Genomic DNA, 24,240 nt, shown 5'->3' on the forward strand with positions numbered 1-24,240 from the left:
CCGTCACCCCATACCCCGGCCCTACCGGCGAACGCGCCCACTGGTGGTGGTAGCAACCTTTCCAACCCCAACCACTACCAACCAGACCAGCGCGAATAACACCGGATCGATAATGAAACCGGTTGGGGTGTAAAGTAATTCATTCGCGATACCCGCTGCAATGCGATTTCGAGCCGACCCTATGCCCAAGCGGTCGGCTCCGTTCGTCCCAGTCGCGTCCGGAAACGGTCATGAACGCGACGCAGGGGCGCCATCGATGGCCTGCTGGAGAAACTGGTCGAGCTTCACGGTGTGCGCCATCGCTATCGCCGAGGATTTCTGGGATTTCTGCAGGACACCAGTCAACGAAGAATAGCGGCGATGGCGTCGAGTTTGGGTAGCTACCGTCGATGAGCACTTCACCTCTTCGCTCGTTGGATCGCCGCGCGATTAGGCTGCCCTGCATGACCGAAGTAACTCCGGTAACCCACGTCACGGCCGACCAGGTCGAAGCCGCCCGGCACGACACCAAGCTCGCCCAGGCGCTCTACCACGACTGGGAGGCCGAGACCTACGACGAGAAATGGTCGATCTCCTACGACCAGCGCTGCGTAGACTACGCCCGGGGCCGTTTCGACGCCATCCTGCCCGACGCAGTGCAGCGGGACCTGCCCTATGATCGTGCTCTCGAATTAGGTTGCGGCACAGGGTTTTTTTTGCTCAACCTGATCCAGTCCGGCGTAGCGCGGCGCGGCTCGGTTACCGACCTGTCGCCCGGTATGGTCAAGGTCGCCATCCGCAACGGGCGGTCGCTGGGTCTGGACATCGACGGTCGGGTCGCCGACGCCGAGGGCATCCCGTACGAGGACAACACGTTCGACCTGGTGGTCGGGCACGCGGTGCTGCACCACATTCCCGACGTCGAGCTGTCGCTGCGCGAGGTGATCCGGGTGCTCAAGCCCGGTGGCCGGTTCGTGTTCGCCGGTGAACCCACGAACGTCGGCGAGGTCTATGCTCGCTCGCTGTCCACCCTGACCTGGCAGGTGGCGACCAACGTCACCAAGCTGCCTGGCTTCGGCGGCTGGCGGCGCCCGCAGGTCGAGCTCGACGAGTCGTCGCGCGTCGCCGCCCTGGAGGCCATCGTCGACCTGCACACCTTCGCCCCCGAGGACTTGGAGCGGATGGCCACCAACGCCGGCGCGGAGCAGGTGGCGACCGCCAGCGAGGAGTTCACCGCCGCGATGTTCGGCTGGCCGGTCCGCACCTTCGAGGCGTCGGTGCCGCCGGGCCGGCTGGGTTGGGGCTGGGTGAAGTTCGCTTTCAACGGCTGGAAGGCGCTGAACTGGGTCGACGCCAACATTTGTCGGCATGTCGCGCCGAAGGGCTGGTTCTACAACGTGATGGTCACTGGGGTCAAACCCTCCTGAGCTCCGGTTTGTCCTTCACCACCGACGACGTCGACTATCTGCGGTCGCAGTCGGGGGTCGCGGCGCTTGACGCGGTCGTCGAATTCGCGTTGACCGACGCCACCCGAATCGCCGATATCGCCGCGGTGCGGGCCCGCTTCGGCGACCGGACGCCCGTGCTGGTGGAAACCACGCTGCTGGGCCACCGCGCCGTGGACAAGCTTGACACCCTGGGTGCCGTGTCGGATTGGCTCTTCACCGATGAGGCGTTGCAGCAAGCCACCGCCTCGCCCGTGGCGGCGCACCGGGCGAGGCGGCTGACGGCCGGCCGGCGTCGCCGTCCATGACGCCACCTGCTCGATCGGCACCGAAGTGGCCGCGCTGCGCGCCGCGGGCGCGCGTCGTAGGCAGCGACCTGGACCCGGTGCGGCTAGCGATGGCGGCCCACAACCTGGGCGCGGGCGCATCGCTGTGCCGCGCCGACGCGTTGCACCCGGTGACCCGCGACGCGGTGGTGCTCGTCGACCCGGCCCGACGCCAAGGTGGGCGGCGCCGGTTCGACCCCGCTGACTATCGGCCCGCGCTGGACGCGCTCATCGACTGCTACAAAGGCCGTGATCCGGTCGTAAAGTGTGCTCCCGGAATCGATTTCGATCAGGTGGATCGGCTCGGATTCGACGGTGAAATCGAGGTGACGTCCTGCCGCGGGTCAGTGCGCGAGGCGTGCCTGTGGTCGGGGAGCCTGACCGAGCCGAGCGTTCGGCGCCGGGCTAGCGTGTTGGATCGCGGCGAGCACCTCACCGACGCAAAACCCGGCGACTGCGACGTGCGGCCGGCCGGGCGATGGATCATCGACCCGGACGGCGCCGTCGTGCGGGCCGGCCTGGTGCGCCACTACGGTGCCCGGCATGGGCTGTGGCAACTGGATCCCGTCATCGCTTATCTGTCCGGCGACCACCTGCCGCCGGGACTGCGCGGGTTCGAGGTGCTCGAGCGGTTGGACTTCGACGAGCGCCGGCTGCGCCGGGTGCTGGCGGGGCTGGATTGTGGCGCGCTGGAAATTCTGGTCCGCGGATTGCAGATCGATCCCGACGCGCTGCGCCGACGGTTGCGGCCGCGCGGCAGCCGCTCCTTGTCGGTGGTGTTGACCCGCATCGGCTCCGGGCCCGCCGCCCGTGCCACGGCGTACGTCTGCCGGCCGTCGCGGTTAGGCCGGTACGCTGTGCGCGGTCCTTCGGGGGGACCTCCTCACCGCCGTCGACGAGGACAATTCGAATTATGCGCTATATGATCGCGGCCGCGATGCTGTTCAGTGTGGTATTGCTCCCCGGGCCCGCGGCCGCCGAACCGGCGTCCTGCGCCAGCCTGGGCGGCACCATCGAGACCGGCCAGCTGTGCCATGTGCGCGCGATCGGGCCCACCTACGCGCTGAACCTGACGTTCCCGGCCGATTACCCCGACCAGCAGGCCCTGACCGACTACATCGCGCAGAACCGCGACGGGTTTCTCGCTGTCGCGCAGACGTCTGGTCCCCGCGAGCAGCCCTATCAGATGGACGCGACCACCGAGCAGCACTTCGCCGGTCAGCCGCCGCACAACACCCGCAGCGTCGTGCTGAAGTTCTTTCAGGACGTCGGCGGCTCCCACACGTCCACCTGGTACAAGTCGTTCAACTACCACCTGGGCACCAAACAGCCCATCACCTTCGACACCCTGTTCGCGCCGAACACGTCGCAGCTGGACGCGATCTTCCCGCTGGTCCAGCGCGACCTGGATCGGAAGAACGCGTTCGGCGCGGCCATCCCGCCGTTGTCGGGCCACGACCCGTCGCACTATCAGAATTTCGCGATCACCGACGACCAGCTGATCTTCTATTTCGCGCCGGGGGAGTTGCTGCCCGCGTTCACCGGACCCCGCCAGGCCCAGGTGCCGCGCAACGCCATTCCGCCGCTGGCGATCTAAGGACCGCTCAGGCCGGGGAGTAGCCGTAGACTTGCCCGTCGCTGGTGGCGGCGACCACCCGGCGATCGGTGCCGATCGCGAGCCCGACTGGATATCCGGTGGCTTCTGGCAGCGGATAGCTGTTGACCGTGTGGCCGTTGGCCAGGTCGAACACCAGTAGCGACATGCCCCCGACGTCGTCGTGGCCGGGGCCGCTGGTCACGACGTACCCCACGGCGCCACCGGCCAGGCCCGACGACGACAGCGGTGTGACGTCGTCGCGGCGCCACACCTGATCGGCGTGATCACCCGCGTCCTTGAACGCGGCCAGCCGGGTGTCGGGCCCGCCGCCGGCCACGATCAGGCCCTGCGGGGTGATCGCGGGCGGCGTCTGGGCCAGGAAGCCTAGCGGCACCGACCACTTCGGCTTCCCGTCGGCGGCCGACAAGGCCCACAACCGTTCGTCGCGCCCGTTGACGTAGACGGTCGTACCGTCGGCGGACAGGACCGGGCTGGCGATCACCCCGGCGTCGACCGCGTCGCTGGTCCACTCGCGGGTGATCAGCGGAGTCTGGCCACGGTGGTACTTCAGCCCGACCAGTCCGGCCGCCGGCGCTCCCGGCTGCCAGACGCCGAGCACGGCCATCCCGGACGCCGGCGAATAGGCGGGGGCCGCTGCGACGGGGCAGCCTTGGCGGGCCGGGGCGCAATCGGCCAGCCCACGCGTCGCTTCCGTCGGGTCGACCCCGTCGACCAGGTCCAGCGGACTGCCCACCAGCATTCCTCGGTGCGAATCGAACACCAGCACCTGGCCCAGGTGCGTCGTGACCAGCAGCTGGCCGCCACCCAAAAACCTTGGTGTGGAAGGCATTCCGATCACCGGTTGGCGCCATCGGATCCATTGGGTCACCGGGAATGACAGGAAAGCGCCCGGTTGGCCGACGTAAAGGTTGTCGAAGCCGTCGAACAGGGGACCGGCGAAGCCGCCGCCCTGGAACAGCCGCACGCACCACCGCTGCCGGCCCTTGTCGTTGTTCTCCCACTCCATCAGCGAACAACCGGCCGGGGTTTGCGCGTTGAGGGCCAGATAATTGTTGGCGCTCAGCGCGGGGCCGGCGCCCAGGCTGCCCTTGACCGAGCGGGTCCACTGCAGCGACAGCTTGTCGGCGCCGCCGGTCGCCGTGTAACTGCTGTTGGCCGCGTCGGCGTACGGTGCCGGCCAGCCCGGCGACTGCGCGGCGTCAACCCACGAGTCGGTGTTGCCGCAACCGCCGAGTCCCATCACGAGCGCGGCCGCCAGCGCGACGGATGACGGATGCCTCGGATGCCAAAGCCGACGGAGCGGTTGTCGGGCAAGCACGTTCGATTTCCCAAATCCTTCTTGCGAGGCGGGCCGCTCGTGGGCAGACCCGGTCGTTCGGCGGCGATTGAGTACAGGTGAGGGTAACCCGTGGCGGTTCGCTTGCTGATGATTGACCGCGTTAGGCTTTCCGGCCATGACGAGCATGTGGGGGGCCCCGGTCCATCGCCGCTGGTGTGGATCACGCTTGCGGGACCCGCGTCAGGCCAAGTTCTTGACCTTGGCCTCGCTGAAGTGGGTGCTGCGCAACCGCGCCTACACGCCGTGGTACCTGGTGCGCTATTGGAGGCTGCTGAAGTTCAAGCTGGCCAATCCGCACATCATCACCCGCGGCATGGTGTTCCTCGGCAAGGGCGTGGAGATCCACGCGACACCCGAGTTGGCGCAGCTCGAGATCGGCCGGTGGGTGCACATCGGCGACAAGAATACGATCCGCGCGCACGAGGGCTCGCTGCGGTTCGGTGACAAGGTCGTGCTGGGCCGCGACAACGTGATCAACGCCTACCTCGACGTCGAGCTCGGCGATTCGGTGCTGATGGCCGACTGGTGCTACGTCTGCGATTTCGACCACCGGATGGACAACATCACCCTGCCCATCAAGGATCAGGGAATCGTCAAGTCCCCGGTGCGGATCGGGCCGGACACCTGGGTCGGGGTGAAGGTCACGGTGCTGCGCGGCACGTCGATCGGGCGGGGCTGCGTGCTCGGCTCGCACGCAGTGGTGCGTGGCGTGGTACCGGACTATTCGATCGCCGTCGGCGCCCCGGCCAAGGTGGTCAAGAACCGCCAGCTGTCCTGGGAGAGCTCGGCCGCCCAGCGCGCGGAATTGGCCGCCGCCCTGGCCGATATCGAGCGCAAGAAGGCTGCCCGCTAGCCGGATGACGGGCGGTCGTCGACGACGAAGTGGTAGTTCGACGGTGCCACCGTCGACGCCGGTGACGCGGACACATTTACCCCGTAGGTCTCGCCGTTGGTGACCAGCTTGCAGCGCAGCGTCGCGCCCTGCACGCCCTTGAGGTTGTCGGGGCATCACCGATTCGGGTGTACTCCCCGTCGGGATCGAACTTCGCGCCCTGCGTGGTCGGGGTGAACACCCGGAAGTAGGGTGCCGCACCCGGCACACCACTGCCACCCGTGCTGGTTGTTGGCCATGTCGCCGTCGACGAGCTGATCGAGGAACCACTCGGCACCCCATTGCCACGGCAGATTGAGATGCTTGACCAGAAACGAGGCGACGATCATCCACACCCGGTTGTGCATGAAGTCGATCTGGCGTAGCTGGCGCATTCCGGCGTCGACGATCGGGAAACCCGGTCTGGCCGGCCTGCCACGTCTCGAAGCGGCGTTTGGCGTCGTCGGCGGTGTCGGTTTCGATGCCGTCGAAGTCGCTGTTCCAGTTGCGCCAGACGCTCCGGTCAGTGATGCAACACGTCGGCGTAGAAGTCGCGAAACGCCAACTCGCGCAGATACGCCTGGGCGCCGCGCGCGCAGGTTGAGGTCGGCGACCATGGTGCGGGGGTGAATAATGCCGAATTTCAGGTGTGCCGACATCTGGCTGGTACCCGCCATGTCGGTCCTATTGCGGTCGGTGTCATAGGTTTTCAGCCCGTCCCGCACGAACGACTGCCTCTGCTAGTGCGCCCCGTCGTAGTACCTAGTCGCGCTCGGCCGCGGCGAGCAGCGCGGGGTGGTCGCGCACCCGCAGGTCGCGGCGAAACCACAACAGCGCGGGCATTATTGGTTGCCGCGGTTGAGCCGCCAGATGTGGGTGGACAACACGGTGGCGAAAGCGCACCACGCCGGGTAGGGCGTGAGTGCCAGTCCGGCGCGCGGATCCGCCGCGGCGGCGCGGCGGGCTGGCAATGCTTCCAGTGCCTCCGGCCGCGGCAACGACCAGCGCTGTCGCGGCCAGCGCCGAGGACTTCACATCGTGCTCCGTTCCTGTGGTATCCAATTAGATTTCTCCTCAACGCTTTCCGGTGAGGAGGGGTTGGCGGGCCACCAGATGCGGTCGCCGATCAGCGCGAAGATGATCGAGATTACCAGCGTACGCACCACAAAGGTGTCCGGCAGGATGCCTAGGCCCACGATGATGCCGAGATGGGTCAGCACGATCAGCGGCAACACCGCCAGCACGCAGAACACCGCCGTCAAAACGATCACGGCGCTGGTGATTACGCCGCCGGTGGCGGACACGGCGCGGATCATGCTGGCGCGGGTGCCGTGCTGTTCGGATTCTTCGCGGGCCCGGGTGACCAGGAAGTATCGTGTAGTTCACGCCGAGGGCAGCCAGGAACAGGAAGGCGAAAAGCGGTGTGCTGTTGTCCAGCGCGGGAAACCCCAAGACGTGCATGCTCGTCCAGCCGCCGAGGCCGAACCTGCTGTCCGCGCCCATCCTGGGCGCGGACAGCAGGTTCGGCGGCGTCAGCGCCGAGCGAAGCAGAGCGAACAGAACCATCAGGATGACGGCCAGGATCGCCGGAATCAGCACCAGCCGGTCGTGGGCGGCCGCGTCGCGGACGTCGAGGGCCTGCGCGTCGGGCCCGCCGACCAACGACGACGGTGCGACGAGAGTGTCTAATGACGCAGTGCTGCAACAGTTTTGAATTCCTGAGCGGATGACGGCGCGGAGTCGGTGACAACCGACCATTTGGTCAGGCCGGTTGCCGAGCGGCCCGCTTCGGTCGCCGACACCACACCGGGGGTGCCGGCGATCACCGTCTGCAACGCCGCCGCTTGGGAGTTGGGGCCGACGACCAGCGTGGGGTTGGCCAGACCGGCTGTGAAGTGCGCGGAGACCACCTCGTAACCGGACACCGAATCGGCCTGCACCCGGAACTGTTGGGTCTGCGACAGGCCGATGCGGGTTCCCAGCAGGCCGGTGGCCAGCACCCCCAGCGCGGCGATCGCGACCACGGCCACCACGGCGGGGCGGCCGACGATCCGTTCGGCGATGCGGTGCCAGGGTCCCGTGTCGAGCGTGGCGTCGGTGTCGGGGACGGGGTCTGCCTGGGGGATCAGCGGTTAGAACAGCCGCCTGCCGCACACCGCGAGCAGCCCAGGGGCAGCACCACCAACACCGATGCCGCGGCGACCACCAGCCCACAGGCCGCCAGCGCGCCCAAGCTGTGGGTGCTCGGCGTGGACGCGAACAGCAGCGTCAGCAGGGCCAACACCACGGTGGCGTTGCTGGCCACAATGGCCGGTCCGGCGCACCGCGCGGCGCAGCGCGTCGTGATGGTGGGGGTAACGCCGAAGTTCTTGGCGGTAGCGGGAAATCAGCAGCAGCGCGTAGTTGGTGCCCGCTCCGAAGACCAGCACACTGGTGATGCCGGAGGTGGAGCCGTCGAAGGTCAGGCCGGTCAATGACGTGACCGCCGTGCTCAGCGACGTCGCGACCCGATCCGCGAACCCGATCACCAGCAGCGGCGCGAGCCACAGCACCGGCGAGCGGTAGGTGGCGATCAGCAGCACGGTCACCACCGACGCCGTCACCACCTCCAGCAGCGTGATGTTGGTGTTGGTGAACGCATTGGCGATGTCGGCGCCGAACGCCGGGCCGCCCGTCACGTGTGCGAGGAGATGGGCGGGCAGGCCGGCGTGGGCGGCGGTGCGCAGCGCGGCGACCCTCTGGCTGAGGACCAGGCCCGACAGATCCGCCCGGATGGTCACCACGGCGATGGCGGCCTTGCCATCCGCCGAGACCGGCGGCGGTTGCATGTGAGTGGAGCCAAGGTCGTCGCCGCGGCCTGCATCCGGTCCTGGGCCTGCCCGGTGGCCGCGACGTCGGCTGCGGTCAGCGCGACGCCCGCCGTCGGCGCGGTTGACGACCAGCAACACCGGCGTGCGGTCACGCCCGGGGAATTGGCGCGCCAGGGTGTCAAATTTCGCCGAATCCGAATCGACCGGCACCGACTGCGGGGCCTGGCCCGCCGCGGCGTTTTCGCCGATCAACATGATCGAAACCGGTACCCAGCAGCACCGCGGCCAGCCCCAGCCGCCAGGAGCGACAGCCGATCACTCGGCTGGACAGAGTCTCCGACATCAGGCTTACTATTTTATTATTAATCAAATTAACAATATGGCCGGATGGCCAGTATGCTGCGACTCTGACGTACCCAAAACTGGACGCCACCGAACGTGCGGAATTGGACGAACCACCAACCATGCGGCAGTATCTCGAATCGACGCGCGTTCGCGGTCCGCGAATTGGGTATCACCTGACGATGGACCGTCGCGGTGAGATCACCACCCGCAAGCGCCACCACATCGACGTCTGTCTGCATGACGACGTCGGCTATCAGCACGTGACAACGGGCCTCGAGCGCTACCGGTTACCCTACAACGCGTTGACCCAGACCAACCTGGGCGAAGTCGATCTGTCCACCGAATTCCTCGGTGTGCGATTGCGGGCACCAATCCTGGTGGGCGCCATGACCGGCGGCGCTCGCCTGTCGGGCACGATCAACCGCAATCTGGCCGCGGCGGCACAACAACTGGGGATCGGCATGATGCTCGGATCGCAGCGCGTCATGCTGCACGGCGTGGCGGGGGAGGGAGCCGCCGCGAGCTTTGTCGTGCGTGACGTGGCGCCCGACGTGCTACTGCTCGGCAACATCGGCCTGTCCCAGTTCACCAAGGAAGCGCTGCCCGACATCGCCGCGGCACTCGATCGCGTGGGTGCGAATGCGCTTGCCGTGCATACCAATCCGTTGCAGGAAGCCATCCAGCACAACGGCGATACCGAGTTCGCCGGCTCGCTGGACCGGCTGCATGACCTGACCGACCTGCTGGGTTATCCGGTGCTGCTGAAGGAGGTTGGGCACGGGATCGGTGCCGGTGCCGTGGGTGAACTGCTGCGCTTGACCGGTGCACCGCCGGTGGCCGCGATCGATGTGGCCGGGGCCGGCGGCACGTCGTGGTCGCGCGTCGAACAGTTGGTCCGCTACGGCGAAGTGCGCTACCCGGATCTGGGGGACTGGGGCATACCGACCGCCCAGGCGATACGGGAGGTGCGAGCGGTGCTGCCCGCCATCCCGTTGGTCGCCTCCGGCGGAATCCGGACCGGAACGGATGCCGCCACAGCGCTGTGTTTGGGCGCCAACGTCGTGGCCGTCGCCCGCCCGCTGCTCTCAGCGGCCATCGAGTCCGCTGGTGCGGTAACGGCTTTGCTTCAAGGCGTCATCGACGAGCTGCGCGTGTGCCTGCACGGTTGTGGCGCGTGGAATCTGGACGTACTGCGCGACGTCGGCCTGACCACCCTCCCGTGAGGGGAAAAATGGCAATAATTTTGGGGCGGAAACACCAGGTGCATCTGCGTACGCTCGCGGCCGAGGTGTCGACCATGTCCCGGATCGGCGTGCACTCCTAGGCCGTGGATGCGTGCATCGAGACCATCACCGGACAGGACCTGTTGGCGGGCCAACGCCCCGGGCGTGCTGCGCACCACCATCGACGTCCAGTGCCGGCGCGCGGCGGCATCTACTGTGCGGCTTCCTGCTGCGCGGCACGCTGATCGGAGTTCTGCTGCGGGCTCGGTGCTGCGTTGAGGACCTCGTCCTCGAACGTCGACATCGCGGTGATCATCGCCGTGAACACGCGGTGCGCGGCCAGCAGGTCGTCGCCGAGATCGGCCATCGCGGCGCTGAAATGGGCACCGAGCGGTTTGAAGAACGAGTGGGCCATGCTCATTCCGGTGGGCTCGTACCGCAACAGCCACTTGCGCCGGTCCTACGGGTCTGCCTCGCGCCGGATGTGACCGGCCTCGATCATGCGGTCGACGAGGTTAGGTGATGGCCGCCGGCGACACATCCATCCGTTGCCGCAACTGCGCAGACGTCAATGGCTCTCCGGCCGTCTCGGCGACCATGATGTGCAGCAGCGCGTGAAAGTCGCTGCTGCTCACCTCGTTCATCCGAGCGAAATGACGGCAGACGTGATCGGATCTGGCCGTGATAGCCCGAAAATCGGCCGACAATGATCGATCCAGCTCAGCCCGGCTGAGTTGCTGGTCAGATGTGCGGTGCTTGGTCACTTACCGGATCCTTCGTCAGATGTCCCGGCGTATCCGCGCGCTCGATGTCGAACTACACGAGTCGGCGCGTGTCTGAGGTGAACCTAGCGGAACCCGGGGCGGGCCGGGTCGTGGTCCCAATTCATCAGCGAATAGCGCCATGCGGAATTTTCGACATCCCCGCCCGGCCGTTGTGCGAGATGCCGCCTGGCAGAGCCGACGACCTTGCGCATGTGCGCGTAGTCGTCCTCGTCGAGATCGGATCGCTTGGCGCGCAGGGTGGCGACGATCCGACGGGCACTGGCGTGCCCGGTCGACTCCTGGTTTCCCTCTTTCTGGCCCCTGCTCTTCGATTCCGCTGTCGCCAGCCATTTCTCGAGCTCCCCGGGCCCTCATGTTGATCGTCTGGTGAAAATCCGCCCACATCGTGTCCACGTCGGTCATGGTCTACCCACTCCGAATTCAGCGTCGCCGCAACGCACCCGGCTTGTGCACCGCGTCGGCACCGGTCTTGTCGCTGCGCACCTGGTATTGCGGATCCTCTTCTGACGCACGTACGGCGGCGCCCCGTCGCCTCGGTGTCCGAGGTGACCATGCGCTCGACGACCCCGGTCACCGTCATTCCTTGGCTGCTCCACTGCACCTTGTCGTCCGTGCAAAATATGTTGGCGGACAATTTCTTTCTACTTTCTAACGGAAGTTGCCGGCGCGGAGCCGGTAGCGGCGTTCGGCGTAGTCGAGGTCGTCGCGCCACAGCCGGTTGGCGGCATAGCGGGCCAGCGGGGTGATCAGAGCCGCGGCGCGCCCGGCGTGCCGGAAACCGGGGCGGTCGGAGTGGGCGACGACGGCTTCGACGACCGCGACGGTGGGAGCGCCGTCGGGTCCCGGGCCCAATGGTGTGGCGTGGGTTTCCACCACGCTGCCGGTGCCTTCGCCCTCGACGATGCGCATCACGATGGTGCGGGCCTCCGGGCTGGTGAACTCCGCGAGCACCGGCACCCCGAAGGAGCCCATCCGGAACGTGACCGCGACTACGAACCGGTCGTCGCTTTCGGTCGGAGCGCTCAACACCTCGAGGCGGGTGAACGAGTACGGGTGAAACCAGGCGCCGTGCCAGGGATCAAGCCGGTTGGCGATAATGTCGTAGGGTTCGCAGCGGCCGATGCTGCGGGCGACGGTGTGCACGGTCGGGCCGGGCGGCCGGTTTGGCACGATCGGGGCGTCGAGCGGCGTCTCGTTGCCGACGGCGTCCAGACGCACCCAGGCCAGGACGCCGTCGTCGTGGCTGGGCACGGGTTTCCAGCGCATCTCGCACGTCTGGCCGTCGAACGTTAAACCGTGCCAGCGACAGAACAACATGCCGTCGCGTACGGCGCCGGCGGCCAGGTCCGCCCCCAGGTGCGGACACGCGGCAGGACCGACGCACAGATTTTCGTGGCGATCCCGCCAGGCGACGAGTTCGATGCCCGCGACGCGGGCGCCGAACGGGCGGTCGGGGCGAACGTCGCGGCTGGCCGCGAAGACATACCAGTTGCCCGTCGGCCTGCGCTGGGACCGAGTCAACGCGGCCTCGATGATGCTCGGCTTCGCGTCGGCGTAGGTCGGCCGTTGCTCGGCCCACGGCTGCTGCGGCAACATCTCGATCGGCCAGCCTTTCGGCCAGTCGCGCCGGAGTCGATCGCGCAGGGTCATCGTGTCCGCCGTTGCCGTTGTGCCAGGGATCGAAGAAGTTTGGACCGTCCGCCCAGGGGAACGGTGTTCAGCTCGTGGCCGGCCAGCCCCCACCCGGTGAGCAGGTTGTTGGCGGCGATCCAGCCCGTGGTGGCGGCGCGTTCCATCAATGCCACCGGCAGGTCGACCCGAATCCCGTCACCGGCTAGCATCAGCGCGGGATACGGGGTCGTCACGGTCGGCCGCCGCGCATGCGTGCCCGGGGCGAACAGCGGGCAGTCGCTGCGGCGCAGCACGCGTTCGTGCAGCACTCGGGCGGTCGCCGTCTCGGGATACATTCGACGCAGCTGCAGGATTCCCGCCTCCAGTGAGGTGTCGGAATCGACCGCGTACGAGTGCAATTCGACGACAGATCCCCGGTTGTGTCGCGCCCAGGCGGCGGCTTCGCGTTCGTATCGCTCGAGCACGCTGATGTTGTCCAGCGGGGGATGGCCCGACGTGCCCAGGAACGGTGCCCTGCCTGAATCGACCGGCTGGTCCAGCCATAGCCGGTGCACGACGAACGGCGGGGCGGTGCGCAGTTCTCGGATGCGGGCGCGCCACCGGTCGTCGCCGAGTCCCGAGGATGCCGCCACGAGCCGTTGCAGGCCGCCCACGTCGGTGGCCAGCACCACGGCGTCGGCGTCCAGCCGGTCGCCCTGCTCGGTCTCGACGTGGCCGGATGTCGCGCTGTCCATGCTGATCCGCCGCACCGCGGTGCCGAGGTGCACCCGAACACCTCGATCCTGCAGGTGCTGCCGCAGCGGATTCCACAGGCTTGCATCGAAATTCGCATGTGCGACGTCGAAGATGAGGCCCTCGCTGGAGCCCAGGAAGTAGATGTGGAACATCGTCGCCAGTTCGGCGGCCGAGAGCTGCTCCGGTGCGGCGAAGAAGCTGCGGGAGAACACCTCGAACGCGAGATGTCGTGCGGACTCCGGGAAGTTGATGCTCTTCAAGAAGGTTTCGGCGTCGATGTGATCGAGCTGGGAGTAGATGGCGGGCACCGACACGGCCGCCAGTGGGGCCGCGGCGCGGGCGTCCAGGCGCAGCAAATCGCCGAATCGAAAGGTGGGGCTGCGCAACGCGAATACCAGCGCGCTCCACGGTGGTGTGCGCGGCAGTCCCCGAAAAGTATCCCGCCGGCCCGCACCGTCGACCAACGGATAGTCGTCGACGGGCACCAGCATCCGCAACTGCGGGTCGACGCGGCGCAGCAGCGACCGCAGGTTGTAGTACTGGCGAAAGAAGGCGTGGAATCCCCGGTTCATCGCGAAGCTGTTGTCCGCGTGCGAGTTTGCGTGCTCGGTCCAGCCGCCCACCCGGCCTCCCAGGTAGGGTTCGCGCTCCAGCACGTCGACGGCGACACCGCGCTCCGCCAGCGCGGTCGCCGCCGTTAGCCCGGCAATGCCGGCGCCGACCACTACGGCCCGGGGCCGCGAAGACAACACGCCTGCGTCGGCCAGCCCGCGTGGTGCGGCGTGGCGGTGGCGGCGGCGGTCGGTGGTCACGGCGACACCCCTACGAAGGTGTGCACGATATTGCGTTCCCAGCCCGGCACGGTGTCGCTGTGCACCGCCACGAAGCCCGCGTCGGTGCACCGGCGTCGCAATCTGGTGGCCCCGTCGAACGCCAGCACACTGCGCCACAGATGCCGGTACAACACCGTGTCCCGCGTGTGCCACCAGCCTGCTGGAATTATGATGCCCCAACACACCGCGTGCCAAAGCCACGTCGCCGCACGGGAATCGCGCACCGAGTACTCGTGCACCGCCAGCGTGCCGCCCGGGCGTAGCAGGTCGCGGAATGCGCGCAGCGCGGCATCCGGATCGGCCAGGTTGCGCAACAGGTAGGCGGCCAGGATGCCGTCGAACGGGCCGTTGACACCGTGCTCGGCGAGCCCTTCGATACGCGCGTGCATGAATCGGACCGACGCGGGCCAGCGCTTGGCCCGCGCGGCAGCCAGCATTCCGCTCGCTGCGTCGACCGCGACGATCTGGGCCTCCGGAGCCACCCGAAGCAGCGCCGCCGTCGAGGCACCGGTGCCGCAGCCTGCGTCCAGCAGCCGCAGGCCCCGGCCCCGGTCGGGGATCTGCATCCGGCGGGCGGAGAGCTCGAGACCGGCGTGATAGCCCGGGTTGGCGCCGACCAGCCGGTCGTAGGAGCTCGCCCCGACGTTGAAGGCGCCCGGCACGTCGCCGCGTGGCAGACCTTTGTCATCGAAGTCACCGATGCGCACGTTGATACTCCCACACCAGCAGGACGGCGGTGACCAGTGCGAAGCCGAACAAGAAGTCCTCGACCGGGATGTCGAGCAGAAAGCGCACGCCGCTGGTGTCCCGGTCGTTGTAGATCACCACCGGCGCGCTGGTCTTGGTCAGCCAGCCGTCTACCGGCACCTGGAAACCGAGCACGATTACCATCGACAACCAGTACGCGAGCCGGCGAAACAACCCGGTATTCAGCAGCGTGAATTCCAGCCCGATCACCGCCAGCACCGATGCGACGGCGGGCACGGTGTAGCCGAGCCCGGTCATCGGCGTTTGCTCCGCGCAAGGATGGCGATTACCGCGTTGTAGGTCAGCAAGCCGCACAACGGAATCACCACGAAGAACAGCACTTCCTCGATGGGGATGCCGAACGGGATGTGCGCGCCACTGATGTAGGCGCCGTTGTAGGTCCACACCCCGGAGGCGATGGCGACGGTGTCCCAGACCAGGAACACGGTGGCCACCGGAAGCACCGCGCGCAGCACCCGAAGTGGCTGGCGGTAGACGCCCGGGCCGAAGAGTTCCAGCGGCGCGGTGATCACCAGGCACAAACCCAGCACGATCAGGTATTGCCAACGATCGGTCACGCCGCACCGCGATTCTGCTGACCGGAGTCGGCGAGTCGCAGACGCCACGACTGCAGCAGACCGCCCGCGGCGACCCGCAGTCGTCGCGACGTTCCGACACTCGCTCGCCCGCTAAAAACCGAAAAGTCTTTTGCCTCAATGCGATCCAGGATCTCTGAATACATCGTCAACGCGGTGCTCACGCAGGGACGTGAGCGGGGGGCCAGTGCCGCGATGCCCTCGGCGGCGAAGCGGTAGATGTCGCGGGTGATGTCGTGCTGGGCCGCCAACGCGGCGCGCACCCGCGGGTCGGTGCGGCGCCGTTCGTGGCACCACATTAACAGTTCGCGGTCGACGTCGAAGCTCGCGAGTTCGTCGGCGGGCAGGTAGATCCGGTTGCGTTGCAGGTCCTCGTCGATGTCGCGCAGAAAGTTGGTGAGTTGAAAGGCGCGGCCCAGCGCGGCCGCCTGCGGTGCCGCCTCGTCCGGCTCGCCGACAGCGCCCAGGATCGGAAGCATCTGCAGGCCAATCGCTTCCGCCGAGCCGCGCATGTACACGTTGAGCGCGTCGCGGGTGGGGTAGTCGGTGACGGCAAGGTCCATCCGCATGGAGTTGAGAAAGTCCTCGAACAGCTCGGCGGCGATCCCGTAGCGCCCGATCGTGTCGGTGACCGCGGCGATCACCGGCTCGTGCGGATGCCGCCTGGCGGCGAAGAGACGATCGGAGAGCTGCTGCAGGCGTCGGGCGCGGGTGGCGGTGTCCAAAGCCGGGTCGAATTTGTCGAGGATGTCATCGGCGTGGCGGGCGAAGCCGTACAGCGCGTGCACCGCCGGACGCTGGCCGGGGGCCAGCAGCCGGGTGGCCAGGAAGTAGGTGCGGCCGTGCTTGGCGGCGATCTGCCGGCAGTGGCGGTAGGCCAGGCGAAGCGTCGGGTCCGCGACGCCGGCCGCGTCCAGCTCGGTACGGATCATCGCAGCGGCACCTTCAGGTCGAGCACCGTTGCAGGACGGTGCTTTTCGTCGCAGGGACTGGTGATGCGGTCTGCGGCCAGCCGTCCGGAGATCATCGTCGTCGGCACCCCCACGCCGGGGACGGTCGACGATCCGGCCAGCACGGCGTTGGCAATTCCGCGCACGGTGTTGGCCGGCCGGAAGGGGCCGGTCTGGGCGAAGGTGTGGGCAAGCGCGAACGGCGTCCCGTCCGCCATGCCCCGGTTGGCCCAATCGGCGGGCGTGAGCAGGCCGAGCAGTTCGGCACCCTCGCCCAGTTCGGGCAGCAGGCGCACGCGCACCGTGTCGAGCAGGGCGCCGGCATACGCCTGGCCGTGCCGCGACCAATCGATGACACCGCGGGACAGGTTCGGCGCCGGGGCCAACACGTAGAGCAGGCCGTGCCCGTCCGGCGCCAGGGTCGGGTCGCCGACCGTCGGGCGGGTCACCAACAGCGAGGGGTCCCGCATGGCCAGGCCGTCGCGGATGATGTCGGTGAACGTCCGCTCCCAGGACTCGCCGAACAGGATCGTGTGATGGACGTGTGGCGGCGCGTCGGCGGGTCGGAATCCCACGTGCATCACCACTGCCGACGGCGCGGGCCGCAATGGCGCGAACCGGCGCGGCCGTCGTCCCAGCAGCCGGTAGGTCTGCGGCAGCTCGGTGGTCAGCACGACCGCGTCGCACCGGATGCGCTCGCTGGCGTCAGTGCGCACCGCCGTGACCCGATCGCCCGCCCGGTCGAGCGAAGAAACCGTGGTGCCGTAACGAAAGTCGACGCCCGCCTCAACCGCTGCGGCCGCGAGTCCATCGGGCAGCGCGCGTACCCCGCCGCGGGGGAAGAAGACTCCGGTGACTGTGTCCATGTAGGCGATCACCGCATAGACCGCCAATGCCTGCTGCGGCGCGACACCGACATACAGCGACTGGAAGGTGAAGATCCGCCGCAGCCGCGGGTCGCTGACGTGGCGTTTGACCATGGTGTCCCAGCGCCGGAACCCGCCGATCGCCGCCAGCTGCACCAGCCGCCGGTTGACCAGCGACAGCGGCGAGTTGAAGTTGGAGCCGATGAACCCGTCGAACTCCGTGCGGTACAGCCGTTCCAGCCACGCCCGCAATCGCAGGTACCCCGCGGCCTGTTGGGGGCCGGCAAATTCGCGCACCGCGGCGGTCATCCGGTCAGCGTCGGCATGCACGTCGATGCTGCTGCCGTCGGCGAACATCGCCCGGTAGGCCGGATCGACCGGTCGCAAATCGACGAACTTCGTGCGGTCTTTACCCGCGGCAGCGAAAGTTTCGTCGATGATGTCGGGCATGGTGAGCACGGTCGGCCCGGTGTCGATACGATAGCCCGCGACGTCGAGTCGTCCCGCTCGGCCACCGGGCCAAGCCTCGCGCTCGACGACCATCACCTCCCGTCCCCGGCCGGCCAGGTGCAGCGCCGCGGATAGGCCCGCGAATCCGGCACCCACCACGACGACCCGGTCCGGTGCGGCGGTCATGCGGCCCGCCGGGTGCACACGTCGGTCATGTCGATCAGCGCGGCGAGCGCCGCCTCGTCGAATGGTCTGCCGTCCAGCGCCTTTCGTGCGGTACCAACCCGGTCGTCGATCAGCTCCTCGATGCATTGCACGGCACCGCTGGCCAGAATCAGGGTGCGCCAGTGCTCGACGGCTTCGTCGTCCAGGTGCGCACGGTTGATCAGGTCGCCGAACTGCCGGTGAGTGGACGCGTCGGCTAACTGGTAGGCGGCCACCACCATACTGGTGGCCTTGCGCTCATTGAGGTCGCCGCCGTTGGGTTTGCCGGTGGCTGTGGGTGACCCGAAGACGCTGAGCATGTCGTCGCGCAGCTGGAAGGCCTCGACCAGCGCCGCGCCGTACTTGCTGAGCCCGGTCAGCACCACGTCGTCGCAGCCGGCCATGGCAGCACCGATCTTCAGGGGCCGGCGCACAGTGTAGTTCCCGGACTTCATCCGGGCCACCGCCAGCACCGAATCCACCGTCGGAAGATCCCGAAGATCGGTTGCCACATCAGCGAATTGACCGACCGCCAGTTCGGTCCGCATGGCGTCGTAGCGGGGCCAGGCGCCTCCCAGCGCGTCCTGTTGCACGCCGTTGTCGTGCAGCATCTGCTCGGCCCACACCAGGCACAGGTCGCCGATCAGGATGGCGGCCGATTCGCAGAACTTCTGCGACGACCCGGAAAGGCCGCGCCGCCGGTGCCACTCGGTGAATTCGACATGCGCGGACGGACGGCCGCGTCGTGACGGCGATGCGTCCATCACGTCGTCCTGCAGCAGCGCGAACGCTTGCAGCAGTTCCAGGCTGGCGGCCGCCGCCAGCGCCGTGCCGTCGTGGGGCGCGCAGCACAGCCAGCCCAGGTACATGAACGTCGAGCACAGGCATTTGCCGTCTTTGACAAATTCGGTCAATACCTCGCCGGCTACGTCGACCCCGCAGGCGCCCAGGTCTGCGCCGCAGCGGGCGGCGTCGGACCGCGCCACCTTTGTCAGCACCGCTTGCCGCACCCCTTGGCGCCAGGCGCCCAACTGTCCCGGGTCGGGTAGCAGCGCAACGGTATCGGGCACTCCCGCCACGGAACGCAGCTGCGGAAACGAACGCACTGTTCCCACCGAAGCACCCCTCGCACGGTCGGTCAACCGCTGTTGTGAACGGCTTGGATTCACGCCTTGGTACCCCTTCGGTGCGACGACAAACAGGCGAGGCGCGACAGTGCGTTGATGCCGCCGATCTTCTCAATAAAGACACAACATTAACCAAATTAAACATTATTTATGAAATAGATAGCCGGCCGGCCTCGCGCCGACCGGGGTTTGGACAGCAAGTGGGCGGGTGCACAAGGTGTCAAGGCTCAACCGCGCCAGACCAACGCAGACCATAGAGGGGCCCGCCCGTGAGTGTTTCCGATGTGGTTGCATTGCCGTTCCGAGTGGGATCGGCAGTCCGGGGTCGGCGGCTCTTCCATCCGGTCGGGGTGTTGGCGCAAGGACGTGCCGAACGCAGTGCACCTGCGCAACGCGGGCTGCCGCTACCGTCAGGCGACGTCGTCGTCCGGGTCTCCAAGGCGGTCGGGACGCCGGGGTCCTTGCCCGACTTCATAGGGCTGGCCATCCGGATCGACGCAGCGCAGTCGTCGTGTGCCACGCCCTGGAACATCCTGCTGGTCGCCGCGGGATCGGGCGTGCTGACCTGGGCCTTGGCGCTGCGGCCGGTCACCTCCTGGACGGGGCAGACCCTGTCCAACCGTCGGCCGTCGCACCACCTGGCCGAGAATCCGGGTGTATTCCGCATTGCGGACCGGTTGCGGGGCATCGGCATTCACCGGTCCGGACAGCGTGACATCCCACAGGGAGTGGTGATACACTTCGACGACATCGTCGATGCCGATACCACGACAGCCACTGGTGCCCGTTGCCGAGGCGGCCACCCAGTCCGGCGGCGAACAGCAGTCGTAGCAGCTTTAGCGTGCCCCCGCGCGGGGACTGCAGGATGCCGGTGCGAATCCGCACCGCCCGCACGCCGGCTTTGGGCGGCGGGTGCGGTCGCCGCCTCCCAAGACCTCGACGACGACGTCGGCGAGAAACCCGTCGCCGCGTGCACTGGTCTCGGTGAGGATTCCTCGCCGCGGTCGTAACCATAGCCGATCGCCGATGCCGAGATCAGGACCGACAGGCGATCGGGGCCCCGCGCGATCAGCTCGGCCAGTCCACGCGTCGGCCCGATCTTGCTGTCGTGCACGGCTTTCCGGTGCTCCTTAGTGAACCGACCGGAGATATCGAGGCGCCGGCCAGATGGATCACCGCGTTGACGCCTGCCAGCAGGTCCGGGTGCAGGTCGTCGGGATTCCACTACCGTTCCCCGCGTCGCTGCGCGGTGCGGCGGACCAGCCGGATGACGCGGTGGCCGCCGGTGCTCAGGGATGCCGACAGTGCCGAGCCCACCAAGCCCGAGCGCCAGCTCGGCCCGCCCGTCCTCAAGTGAAAGTGGCCTCGGCGACCAACCGCATGGTGCCCACGGCGGTGTGAGCCGCTCGCAAGTACCCGGCAGGGCCATACCAGGCGAACACGGTGTCGCGCGGCGCGTCGACCACGCTCGAGGATTCCAGTCTTATCGTGCAAACGGGGATACCCACCGGCGGCCGGAGCATGCAGCGGCCCGCGGTGGGTGCGGCTCAGCGGTCGGGCAGCGCGTGCTCGACGATGGGCAGCCGGGGGAGTTGCTGACGCTCGCCGCGTTTGGCCGCCACGTAGACCTGCGCGGTTTGGCGGGCCACCGTGGCCCAGTCGAAGTCGGCGGTGAGCCGCTCGCGGGCCGTGCGGACGCGCTGCTGCGCGGCGGCTGGGTCGTCGAGCACGGTGCGCACCGCCGCGGTCAGGGCCGCCACGTCGCGGGGCGGGAACGACACACCGGTCTGCCCGTTGATCACCGCCTCGCCCAGGCCGCCGATGTTCGAGGTCACCAGCGGGGTGCCGGCCGCGGCGGCCTCCAGCGCGACCAGCCCGAACGGTTCGTAGTGGCTGGGGAACACCGCGGCGTCGGCCCGATGCAACGCGGTCAGCAGCTCGTCGTGATGCAGGTGCCCAACGAACCGAGTTGCCTTGAGAACACGGTGTTTACGGGCCTGCTCGACGAGCCAGTCCTGCTGGGTCCCGTCGCCGGCGATGGTCAGCGTGGTGCCGGGGTTGGTGCGCCTGATCCGCGGCAGCGCGGCGATCAGATCGTGCACCCCCTTCTCGTATTCCAGGCGACCGACGTAGAGCAGTTCGGCCGGTCCGGTGCGCGGGCGTCGCGGCGCGAACGGCCAGCGCACCGCGTCGATTCCGTTGCGGATCACCGTCGTTTCGGCCAGGCCGGGGCCGAACAACTCGGTGATCTCGTCCGTCATCGACGCCGAACACGTGATCAGCGAATCGGATTCACGCACCAGCCAGGACTCGACCGCGTGCACTTGCCGGCTGATCGCCCCCGACACCCAGCCGGAATGGCGACCCGCCTCGGTCGCGTGGATCGTGGAAACCATTGGCACGTCATAGAATTGGGCGAGCGCGATCGAGGGGTGGGCGACCAGCCAATCGTGTGCGTGCACCACGTCGGGCCGCCAGGGCCGTCCGGTGCCGGGCTTTTTCACGTTGAGTCCGGCGCGGATCATGGCGTGCCCCATCGCCAGCGTCCAGGCCATCATGTCGGTGCTGAAACTGAATTCGTGCGGATCCTGCGCGGCGGCGATCACCCGGACACCCTCGCGGACCTCGTCGGACGACGGGTGCGTGCTTGGGTCGGTGCCGGACGGGCGCCGCGACAGCACGACCACGTCGTGGCCGGCGGCGGCCAGCGCGGTTGACAGGTGATGCACGTGGCGGCCCAGTCCGCCGATCACCACAGGCGGGTACTCCCACGACACCATCAGGATTCTCATCGCGGCAGCCTTCGGGCGTCCACCGCGCCGAACAGGCCGTCGGCGCGGTTCCAACCGTCGGCCAGCCGCTGCGCGGTGTCCCGCCGGCCCGAGGCCAGCGCCCCCGCGATTTCGCGGGTCGCGTGGGCGTGCAGGTGCGCGCGGTAGCAGGCGTAGTCCGCGGCCGAGTCTTTGCTGACCATGAACGGCCAGTCGCTGGAGACGGTCAGCAGCGTCTCGCGCAGGATCTGGTCGGCCACCCGGTCGCGCGGAGTCGGCCCGTCCAGCGACGCCGAGGTGTTCGACAGCGCTTTGTCGACGGTGCTCAGCGCGGTCTCGACGACCTCGGTGTTGAGCTGCACCAGGTCGGCCACCTGCTCGCCCGCCCACACCTGCCAGTCCTTGCCCGAACCCCACGAACTCGCCGGCAGCGCCACCGGCTCACCGACGAAGCCGCCCACCAGCGCGTCGCGCAGCGTGCCCACCCGCACCCCGGCCGCGGGCAGCGCCCGCAGCACCCGGGCGAACCACGTCGGGCCCTCGTACCACCAGTGGCCGAACAGTTCGGTGTCGAAGGCCGCGATCACGTGGGCCGGCCGCCCGATGCGCTCGGACTCGCTGTGCAGCCGGTTGCGCACCAAGTCGACGAAGTCGGCGACGTGAGTGTCAACGGCGTGGTCGGCACGCTCGGGGTCGTAGGGCGCCTTGTCCTCCGAGGACACATTGCGCCCGGTGACCCGCGCCGGTTTGAGCCCGGTCAGGTGGTCATAGGTGTGGAAGTCGCGGTAGGCGGCATGCGCGGGATAGCCGGATTTCGGAGACCACACCCGGTAACTGACCTGCAGGTCGCGCCCGAACGCCACCACATCGGTGTCGCCGACCGGCCGGCCCAGCGCGGTGTCGCCGTGCAGTGACGGCCCGTCGACCATGAAGTGGGTGATGCCCGCGGCGGCGTAGTCGTGCTCCAGCCCCCGCGCGTAGGCGCACTCGGGTGCCCAGATGCCGGTGGGTTGGTGCGCCAGCCGCTGTCGCGCGTCGGCGAGGCCCTCGCGCAACGCGAACTCGCGCAGCCGCGGATTCAGCAGCGGCTGGAACGGGTGGGCCAGCGGCCCGCCGAGCAGCTCCACCGTGCCGGCGTCGATCAGGCTGCGCAGCAACGGGCTGCCGCCGTGGCGCCACAGCGTGGCGAAGTCGTCCAGCGCCTGGTCGGCCTCGGCGCATTCACGGGTTCCGAACGCCCGCAACGCTTCCGGTGTGCAGGAAAGATAGCCCGCTGACTTCGACTTGGGGATCGACCGCACGTTGGCGGCCTCGGCCGCACGCAGTCGCCAATTGGCCAGCCAGTGATGCATGCCGTCCAGGCAGTACGGGTCGTCGAGCTGGGCGTTGACCACCGGGGTGATGCCGAGGGTCAGTAGGCCGTGGCGATTCTCGTCGGCCAGGGTGCGCAGCACCCGCAACAGCGGCAGGTAGGCCGCCGCCCAGGATTGATAGAGCCATTCCTCGCCGACCGGCCAGCGGCCGTGGTGGGCCAGCCAGGGCAGGTGCGTGTGCAGCACCAGTGTGAACATGCCGGGCACCGGCGCCGCGGAAGTGGTCACGGACGCACCGCGATCGCGACCAGGTCCAGGCTCTCGTCGATGTTCCGGTCGGCGGCGGCCACCAGGTCGAAGTCGTCGACGGTGACCGCGGCGACGTCGGCCGCCAGCTGCGCCGGCCAGGGCTCGTCGCCGGCCAGCGCGCGTTCGATCTGCGCCTCGATGATCGACCCGCCGTGCCGGGCGTCCATGTCGCACAGGCGCGGTCCGTGGAAGAGACCACTCAGCGACACCTTGGAGAAGCCGGCGTCGACCAGGAGTTCGGTCAGATCGGCGGCATTCAACTCCCTGGTGTGGAACGGGTTGATCGGGGTGTCACGGCCCGGAGAGAAGGTGATGCGGTTGGGCGTCGACATTAACAGCAACCCCGACGGGCGCAGCACCCGCGCGCACTCCTTGACGAATTGCGTCTGGTCCCACAGGTGTTCGATGACCTGAAAATTCACCACCACGTCCATCGACGCGCCGGGCAGCGGCAACTCGGCGAGGTTCGCTTGCAAGACCTCGACTCGCGGATAGCGGCCGCGGACATGGGCCATCGCCGCCTCGTCGTAATCCACCGCGACCACCCGCCGCGCCGACTCCGCGATGAGATCCGCGCCGTAACCTTCGCCACATCCGGCCTCGAGCACGTCGCGGCCCACACAATGGGTTGCCAGCCGCTGATACACGACCTGGTGGCGACGGAACCAGTAGTTCTCGATGTCCAGGTCGGGGATGGTGCGCTCGCCAGTCAGCGTCAACACGGCGGGGATCGCTGCGGAAACCGCCGGTGATGCGCCGCCGGGGCCGGCGTCGGGGACGTCTGGGACGAATGCGCTCATTGCATTAGGGAGGCTAACGCGAAGTGTCGGATTCGCGAACCGTCCGGCGGGGTAGACCCCGGTCGCGGGGAGGGGCGGCCCGCAAAAACCTGCAGTACGACCCGCTATGGTGTGAAGGCAGGTCGCACAAAGTTACCGAGAAGTAACATAATCGTGCGTTGCAAAA

General features: G+C 68.0%; 21 protein-coding genes and 8 pseudogenes. 5 read left to right on the forward strand and 24 right to left on the reverse strand.

Annotation, left to right across the window (positions count from 1 at the left end; all coding sequences use genetic code 11):
* Positions 1-443 precede the first annotated feature (443 nt).
* The 3 genes and pseudogenes from FQ389_RS12940 to FQ389_RS12950 all read left to right on the forward strand — a co-directional run bounded on the left by FQ389_RS12940 (position 444) and on the right by FQ389_RS12950 (position 3,347).
* Entirely contained in the window at positions 444-1,406 is a 963-nt protein-coding gene (locus FQ389_RS12940) for a class I SAM-dependent methyltransferase (protein ID WP_144208239.1), read from the forward strand.
* Positions 1,364-2,592 (forward strand): annotated as a pseudogene (locus FQ389_RS12945) (THUMP-like domain-containing protein); the annotation flags it as partial. The gene FQ389_RS12940 and the pseudogene FQ389_RS12945, both read left to right, overlap by 43 nt.
* Before the next feature lie 71 nt (positions 2,593-2,663).
* Complete coding sequence (locus tag FQ389_RS12950) at positions 2,664-3,347, forward strand: esterase (protein WP_144208242.1); 684 nt, start codon at positions 2,664-2,666, stop codon at positions 3,345-3,347.
* Positions 3,348-3,354: 7 nt separating this feature from the next.
* Here the strand turns inward: FQ389_RS12950 and FQ389_RS12955 are convergent, their stop codons facing one another.
* Positions 3,355-4,608: an outer membrane protein assembly factor BamB family protein gene (locus tag FQ389_RS12955; RefSeq protein ID WP_144208245.1), complete on the reverse strand. Its 1,254-nt coding sequence runs from the start codon at positions 4,606-4,608 to the stop codon at positions 3,355-3,357.
* A 214-nt stretch (positions 4,609-4,822) separates the two neighbouring features.
* On the opposite strand from FQ389_RS12955, the gene FQ389_RS12960 reads away from it, so the two are divergent.
* On the forward strand, positions 4,823-5,560 hold the full coding sequence (locus FQ389_RS12960) for an acetyltransferase (RefSeq protein ID WP_144208248.1): 738 nt from the start codon (positions 4,823-4,825) through the stop codon (positions 5,558-5,560).
* On the opposite strand, the gene FQ389_RS18120 is transcribed toward FQ389_RS12960, so the two are convergent.
* The 8 genes and pseudogenes from FQ389_RS18120 to FQ389_RS20255 all read right to left on the reverse strand — a co-directional run bounded on the left by FQ389_RS18120 (position 5,557) and on the right by FQ389_RS20255 (position 8,643).
* Entirely contained in the window at positions 5,557-5,694 is a 138-nt protein-coding gene (locus tag FQ389_RS18120) for a hypothetical protein (RefSeq protein ID WP_186296417.1), read from the reverse strand. The two genes, FQ389_RS12960 and FQ389_RS18120, sit on opposite strands and share 4 nt — an antisense overlap.
* A 29-nt stretch (positions 5,695-5,723) precedes the next feature.
* A pseudogene (locus tag FQ389_RS12965) lies at positions 5,724-6,306 on the reverse strand (FAD-binding domain-containing protein); the annotation flags it as partial.
* Positions 6,307-6,340: 34 nt separating this feature from the next.
* Positions 6,341-6,421, reverse strand: a complete 81-nt coding sequence (locus FQ389_RS20225) for a deoxyribodipyrimidine photo-lyase (RefSeq protein ID WP_260860745.1) — start codon at positions 6,419-6,421, stop codon at positions 6,341-6,343.
* Positions 6,421-6,540 (reverse strand): annotated as a pseudogene (locus tag FQ389_RS12975) (tryptophan-rich sensory protein); the annotation flags it as partial. The gene FQ389_RS20225 and the pseudogene FQ389_RS12975, both read right to left, overlap by 1 nt.
* A gap of 69 nt (positions 6,541-6,609) precedes the next feature.
* Positions 6,610-6,894 (reverse strand): MMPL family transporter, encoded by a 285-nt coding sequence (locus tag FQ389_RS20235; RefSeq protein ID WP_260860739.1) that lies wholly within the window; start codon positions 6,892-6,894, stop codon positions 6,610-6,612.
* Between the two features lie 112 nt (positions 6,895-7,006).
* A pseudogene (locus tag FQ389_RS20240) lies at positions 7,007-7,336 on the reverse strand (MMPL family transporter); the annotation flags it as partial.
* Positions 7,264-7,611, reverse strand: a complete 348-nt coding sequence (locus FQ389_RS20245) for a hypothetical protein (protein ID WP_260860740.1) — start codon at positions 7,609-7,611, stop codon at positions 7,264-7,266. The pseudogene FQ389_RS20240 and the gene FQ389_RS20245, both read right to left, overlap by 73 nt.
* Before the next feature lie 92 nt (positions 7,612-7,703).
* Positions 7,704-8,643, reverse strand: a pseudogene (locus FQ389_RS20255) (MMPL family transporter).
* A 269-nt stretch (positions 8,644-8,912) separates the two neighbouring features.
* On the opposite strand from FQ389_RS20255, the gene fni reads away from it, so the two are divergent.
* Positions 8,913-9,956: a type 2 isopentenyl-diphosphate Delta-isomerase gene (gene fni, locus FQ389_RS12985; protein ID WP_144208257.1), complete on the forward strand. Its 1,044-nt coding sequence runs from the start codon at positions 8,913-8,915 to the stop codon at positions 9,954-9,956.
* A 211-nt stretch (positions 9,957-10,167) separates the two neighbouring features.
* Here the strand turns inward: fni and FQ389_RS12990 are convergent.
* From FQ389_RS12990 to FQ389_RS13060, 15 genes and pseudogenes are all read right to left on the reverse strand, one after another.
* A pseudogene (locus FQ389_RS12990) lies at positions 10,168-10,720 on the reverse strand (MarR family winged helix-turn-helix transcriptional regulator).
* Positions 10,721-10,803: 83 nt separating this feature from the next.
* On the reverse strand, positions 10,804-11,067 hold the full coding sequence (locus FQ389_RS12995; RefSeq protein WP_260860746.1) for a DUF3140 domain-containing protein: 264 nt from the start codon (positions 11,065-11,067) through the stop codon (positions 10,804-10,806).
* Positions 11,068-11,161: 94 nt separating this feature from the next.
* Positions 11,162-11,321 (reverse strand): annotated as a pseudogene (locus FQ389_RS13000) (DUF2945 domain-containing protein).
* Positions 11,322-11,389: 68 nt separating this feature from the next.
* The gene (locus FQ389_RS13005; protein WP_144208260.1) at positions 11,390-12,391 is read right to left on the reverse strand and encodes a DUF5914 domain-containing protein; all 1,002 of its coding nucleotides are present in this window, start codon (positions 12,389-12,391) and stop codon (positions 11,390-11,392) included.
* Complete coding sequence (locus tag FQ389_RS13010) at positions 12,388-13,920, reverse strand: FAD-dependent oxidoreductase (protein WP_144208263.1); 1,533 nt, start codon at positions 13,918-13,920, stop codon at positions 12,388-12,390. Before FQ389_RS13010 ends, FQ389_RS13005 begins: the two co-directional genes overlap by 4 nt.
* Complete coding sequence (locus FQ389_RS13015; protein ID WP_260860747.1) at positions 13,917-14,642, reverse strand: class I SAM-dependent methyltransferase; 726 nt, start codon at positions 14,640-14,642, stop codon at positions 13,917-13,919. Before FQ389_RS13015 ends, FQ389_RS13010 begins: the two co-directional genes overlap by 4 nt.
* Positions 14,635-14,946: a lycopene cyclase domain-containing protein gene (locus FQ389_RS13020; protein ID WP_144208266.1), complete on the reverse strand. Its 312-nt coding sequence runs from the start codon at positions 14,944-14,946 to the stop codon at positions 14,635-14,637. Before FQ389_RS13020 ends, FQ389_RS13015 begins: the two co-directional genes overlap by 8 nt.
* A complete protein-coding gene (locus FQ389_RS13025; protein ID WP_144208269.1) occupies positions 14,943-15,266 on the reverse strand; it encodes a lycopene cyclase domain-containing protein in 324 nt (107 codons plus the stop codon). Before FQ389_RS13025 ends, FQ389_RS13020 begins: the two co-directional genes overlap by 4 nt.
* Positions 15,263-16,216, reverse strand: coding sequence for a phytoene/squalene synthase family protein (locus tag FQ389_RS13030; protein WP_144208272.1), 954 nt, complete (start codon positions 16,214-16,216; stop codon positions 15,263-15,265). The genes FQ389_RS13025 and FQ389_RS13030 overlap by 4 nt, the downstream gene beginning before the upstream one ends.
* On the reverse strand, positions 16,213-17,736 hold the full coding sequence (gene crtI / locus FQ389_RS13035) for a phytoene desaturase family protein (protein ID WP_144208275.1): 1,524 nt from the start codon (positions 17,734-17,736) through the stop codon (positions 16,213-16,215). The genes FQ389_RS13030 and crtI overlap by 4 nt, the downstream gene beginning before the upstream one ends.
* Positions 17,733-18,833, reverse strand: coding sequence for a polyprenyl synthetase family protein (locus tag FQ389_RS13040; protein ID WP_407662880.1), 1,101 nt, complete (start codon positions 18,831-18,833; stop codon positions 17,733-17,735). Before FQ389_RS13040 ends, crtI begins: the two co-directional genes overlap by 4 nt.
* A gap of 458 nt (positions 18,834-19,291) precedes the next feature.
* Positions 19,292-20,207 (reverse strand): annotated as a pseudogene (locus tag FQ389_RS22550) (TIGR01777 family oxidoreductase); the annotation flags it as partial.
* A gap of 221 nt (positions 20,208-20,428) precedes the next feature.
* Positions 20,429-21,673 (reverse strand): glycosyltransferase family 4 protein, encoded by a 1,245-nt coding sequence (locus FQ389_RS13050; RefSeq protein ID WP_144208278.1) that lies wholly within the window; start codon positions 21,671-21,673, stop codon positions 20,429-20,431.
* A complete protein-coding gene (locus tag FQ389_RS13055) occupies positions 21,670-23,253 on the reverse strand; it encodes a 1,4-alpha-glucan branching protein domain-containing protein (protein WP_144208281.1) in 1,584 nt (527 codons plus the stop codon). The genes FQ389_RS13050 and FQ389_RS13055 overlap by 4 nt, the downstream gene beginning before the upstream one ends.
* Positions 23,250-24,074 (reverse strand): class I SAM-dependent methyltransferase, encoded by an 825-nt coding sequence (locus tag FQ389_RS13060; RefSeq protein WP_144208284.1) that lies wholly within the window; start codon positions 24,072-24,074, stop codon positions 23,250-23,252. Before FQ389_RS13060 ends, FQ389_RS13055 begins: the two co-directional genes overlap by 4 nt.
* Positions 24,075-24,240 lie beyond the last annotated feature (166 nt).

This window comes from Mycobacterium tilburgii, assembly GCF_902168065.1.
Classification (GTDB): Bacteria; Actinomycetota; Actinomycetes; order Mycobacteriales; family Mycobacteriaceae; genus Mycobacterium; species Mycobacterium tilburgii.

Coding starts and splice junctions, on each gene's coding strand:
- FQ389_RS12940 (WP_144208239.1), top strand. CDS start 444: ATGACCGAAGTAACTCCGGTAACCCACGTCACGGCCGACCAGGTCGAA.
- FQ389_RS12950 (WP_144208242.1), top strand. CDS start 2,664: ATGCGCTATATGATCGCGGCCGCGATGCTGTTCAGTGTGGTATTGCTC.
- FQ389_RS12955 (WP_144208245.1), bottom strand. CDS start 4,608: ATGGGACTCGGCGGTTGCGGCAACACCGACTCGTGGGTTGACGCCGCG.
- FQ389_RS12960 (WP_144208248.1), top strand. CDS start 4,823: ATGACGAGCATGTGGGGGGCCCCGGTCCATCGCCGCTGGTGTGGATCA.
- FQ389_RS20225 (WP_260860745.1), bottom strand. CDS start 6,421: ATGCCCGCGCTGTTGTGGTTTCGCCGCGACCTGCGGGTGCGCGACCAC.
- FQ389_RS20235 (WP_260860739.1), bottom strand. CDS start 6,894: ATGATCCGCGCCGTGTCCGCCACCGGCGGCGTAATCACCAGCGCCGTG.
- fni (WP_144208257.1), top strand. CDS start 8,913: ATGGACCGTCGCGGTGAGATCACCACCCGCAAGCGCCACCACATCGAC.
- FQ389_RS13005 (WP_144208260.1), bottom strand. CDS start 12,391: ATGACCCTGCGCGATCGACTCCGGCGCGACTGGCCGAAAGGCTGGCCG.
- FQ389_RS13020 (WP_144208266.1), bottom strand. CDS start 14,946: ATGACCGGGCTCGGCTACACCGTGCCCGCCGTCGCATCGGTGCTGGCG.
- FQ389_RS13030 (WP_144208272.1), bottom strand. CDS start 16,216: ATGATCCGTACCGAGCTGGACGCGGCCGGCGTCGCGGACCCGACGCTT.
- crtI (WP_144208275.1), bottom strand. CDS start 17,736: ATGACCGCCGCACCGGACCGGGTCGTCGTGGTGGGTGCCGGATTCGCG.
- FQ389_RS13050 (WP_144208278.1), bottom strand. CDS start 21,673: ATGAGAATCCTGATGGTGTCGTGGGAGTACCCGCCTGTGGTGATCGGC.
- FQ389_RS13060 (WP_144208284.1), bottom strand. CDS start 24,074: ATGAGCGCATTCGTCCCAGACGTCCCCGACGCCGGCCCCGGCGGCGCA.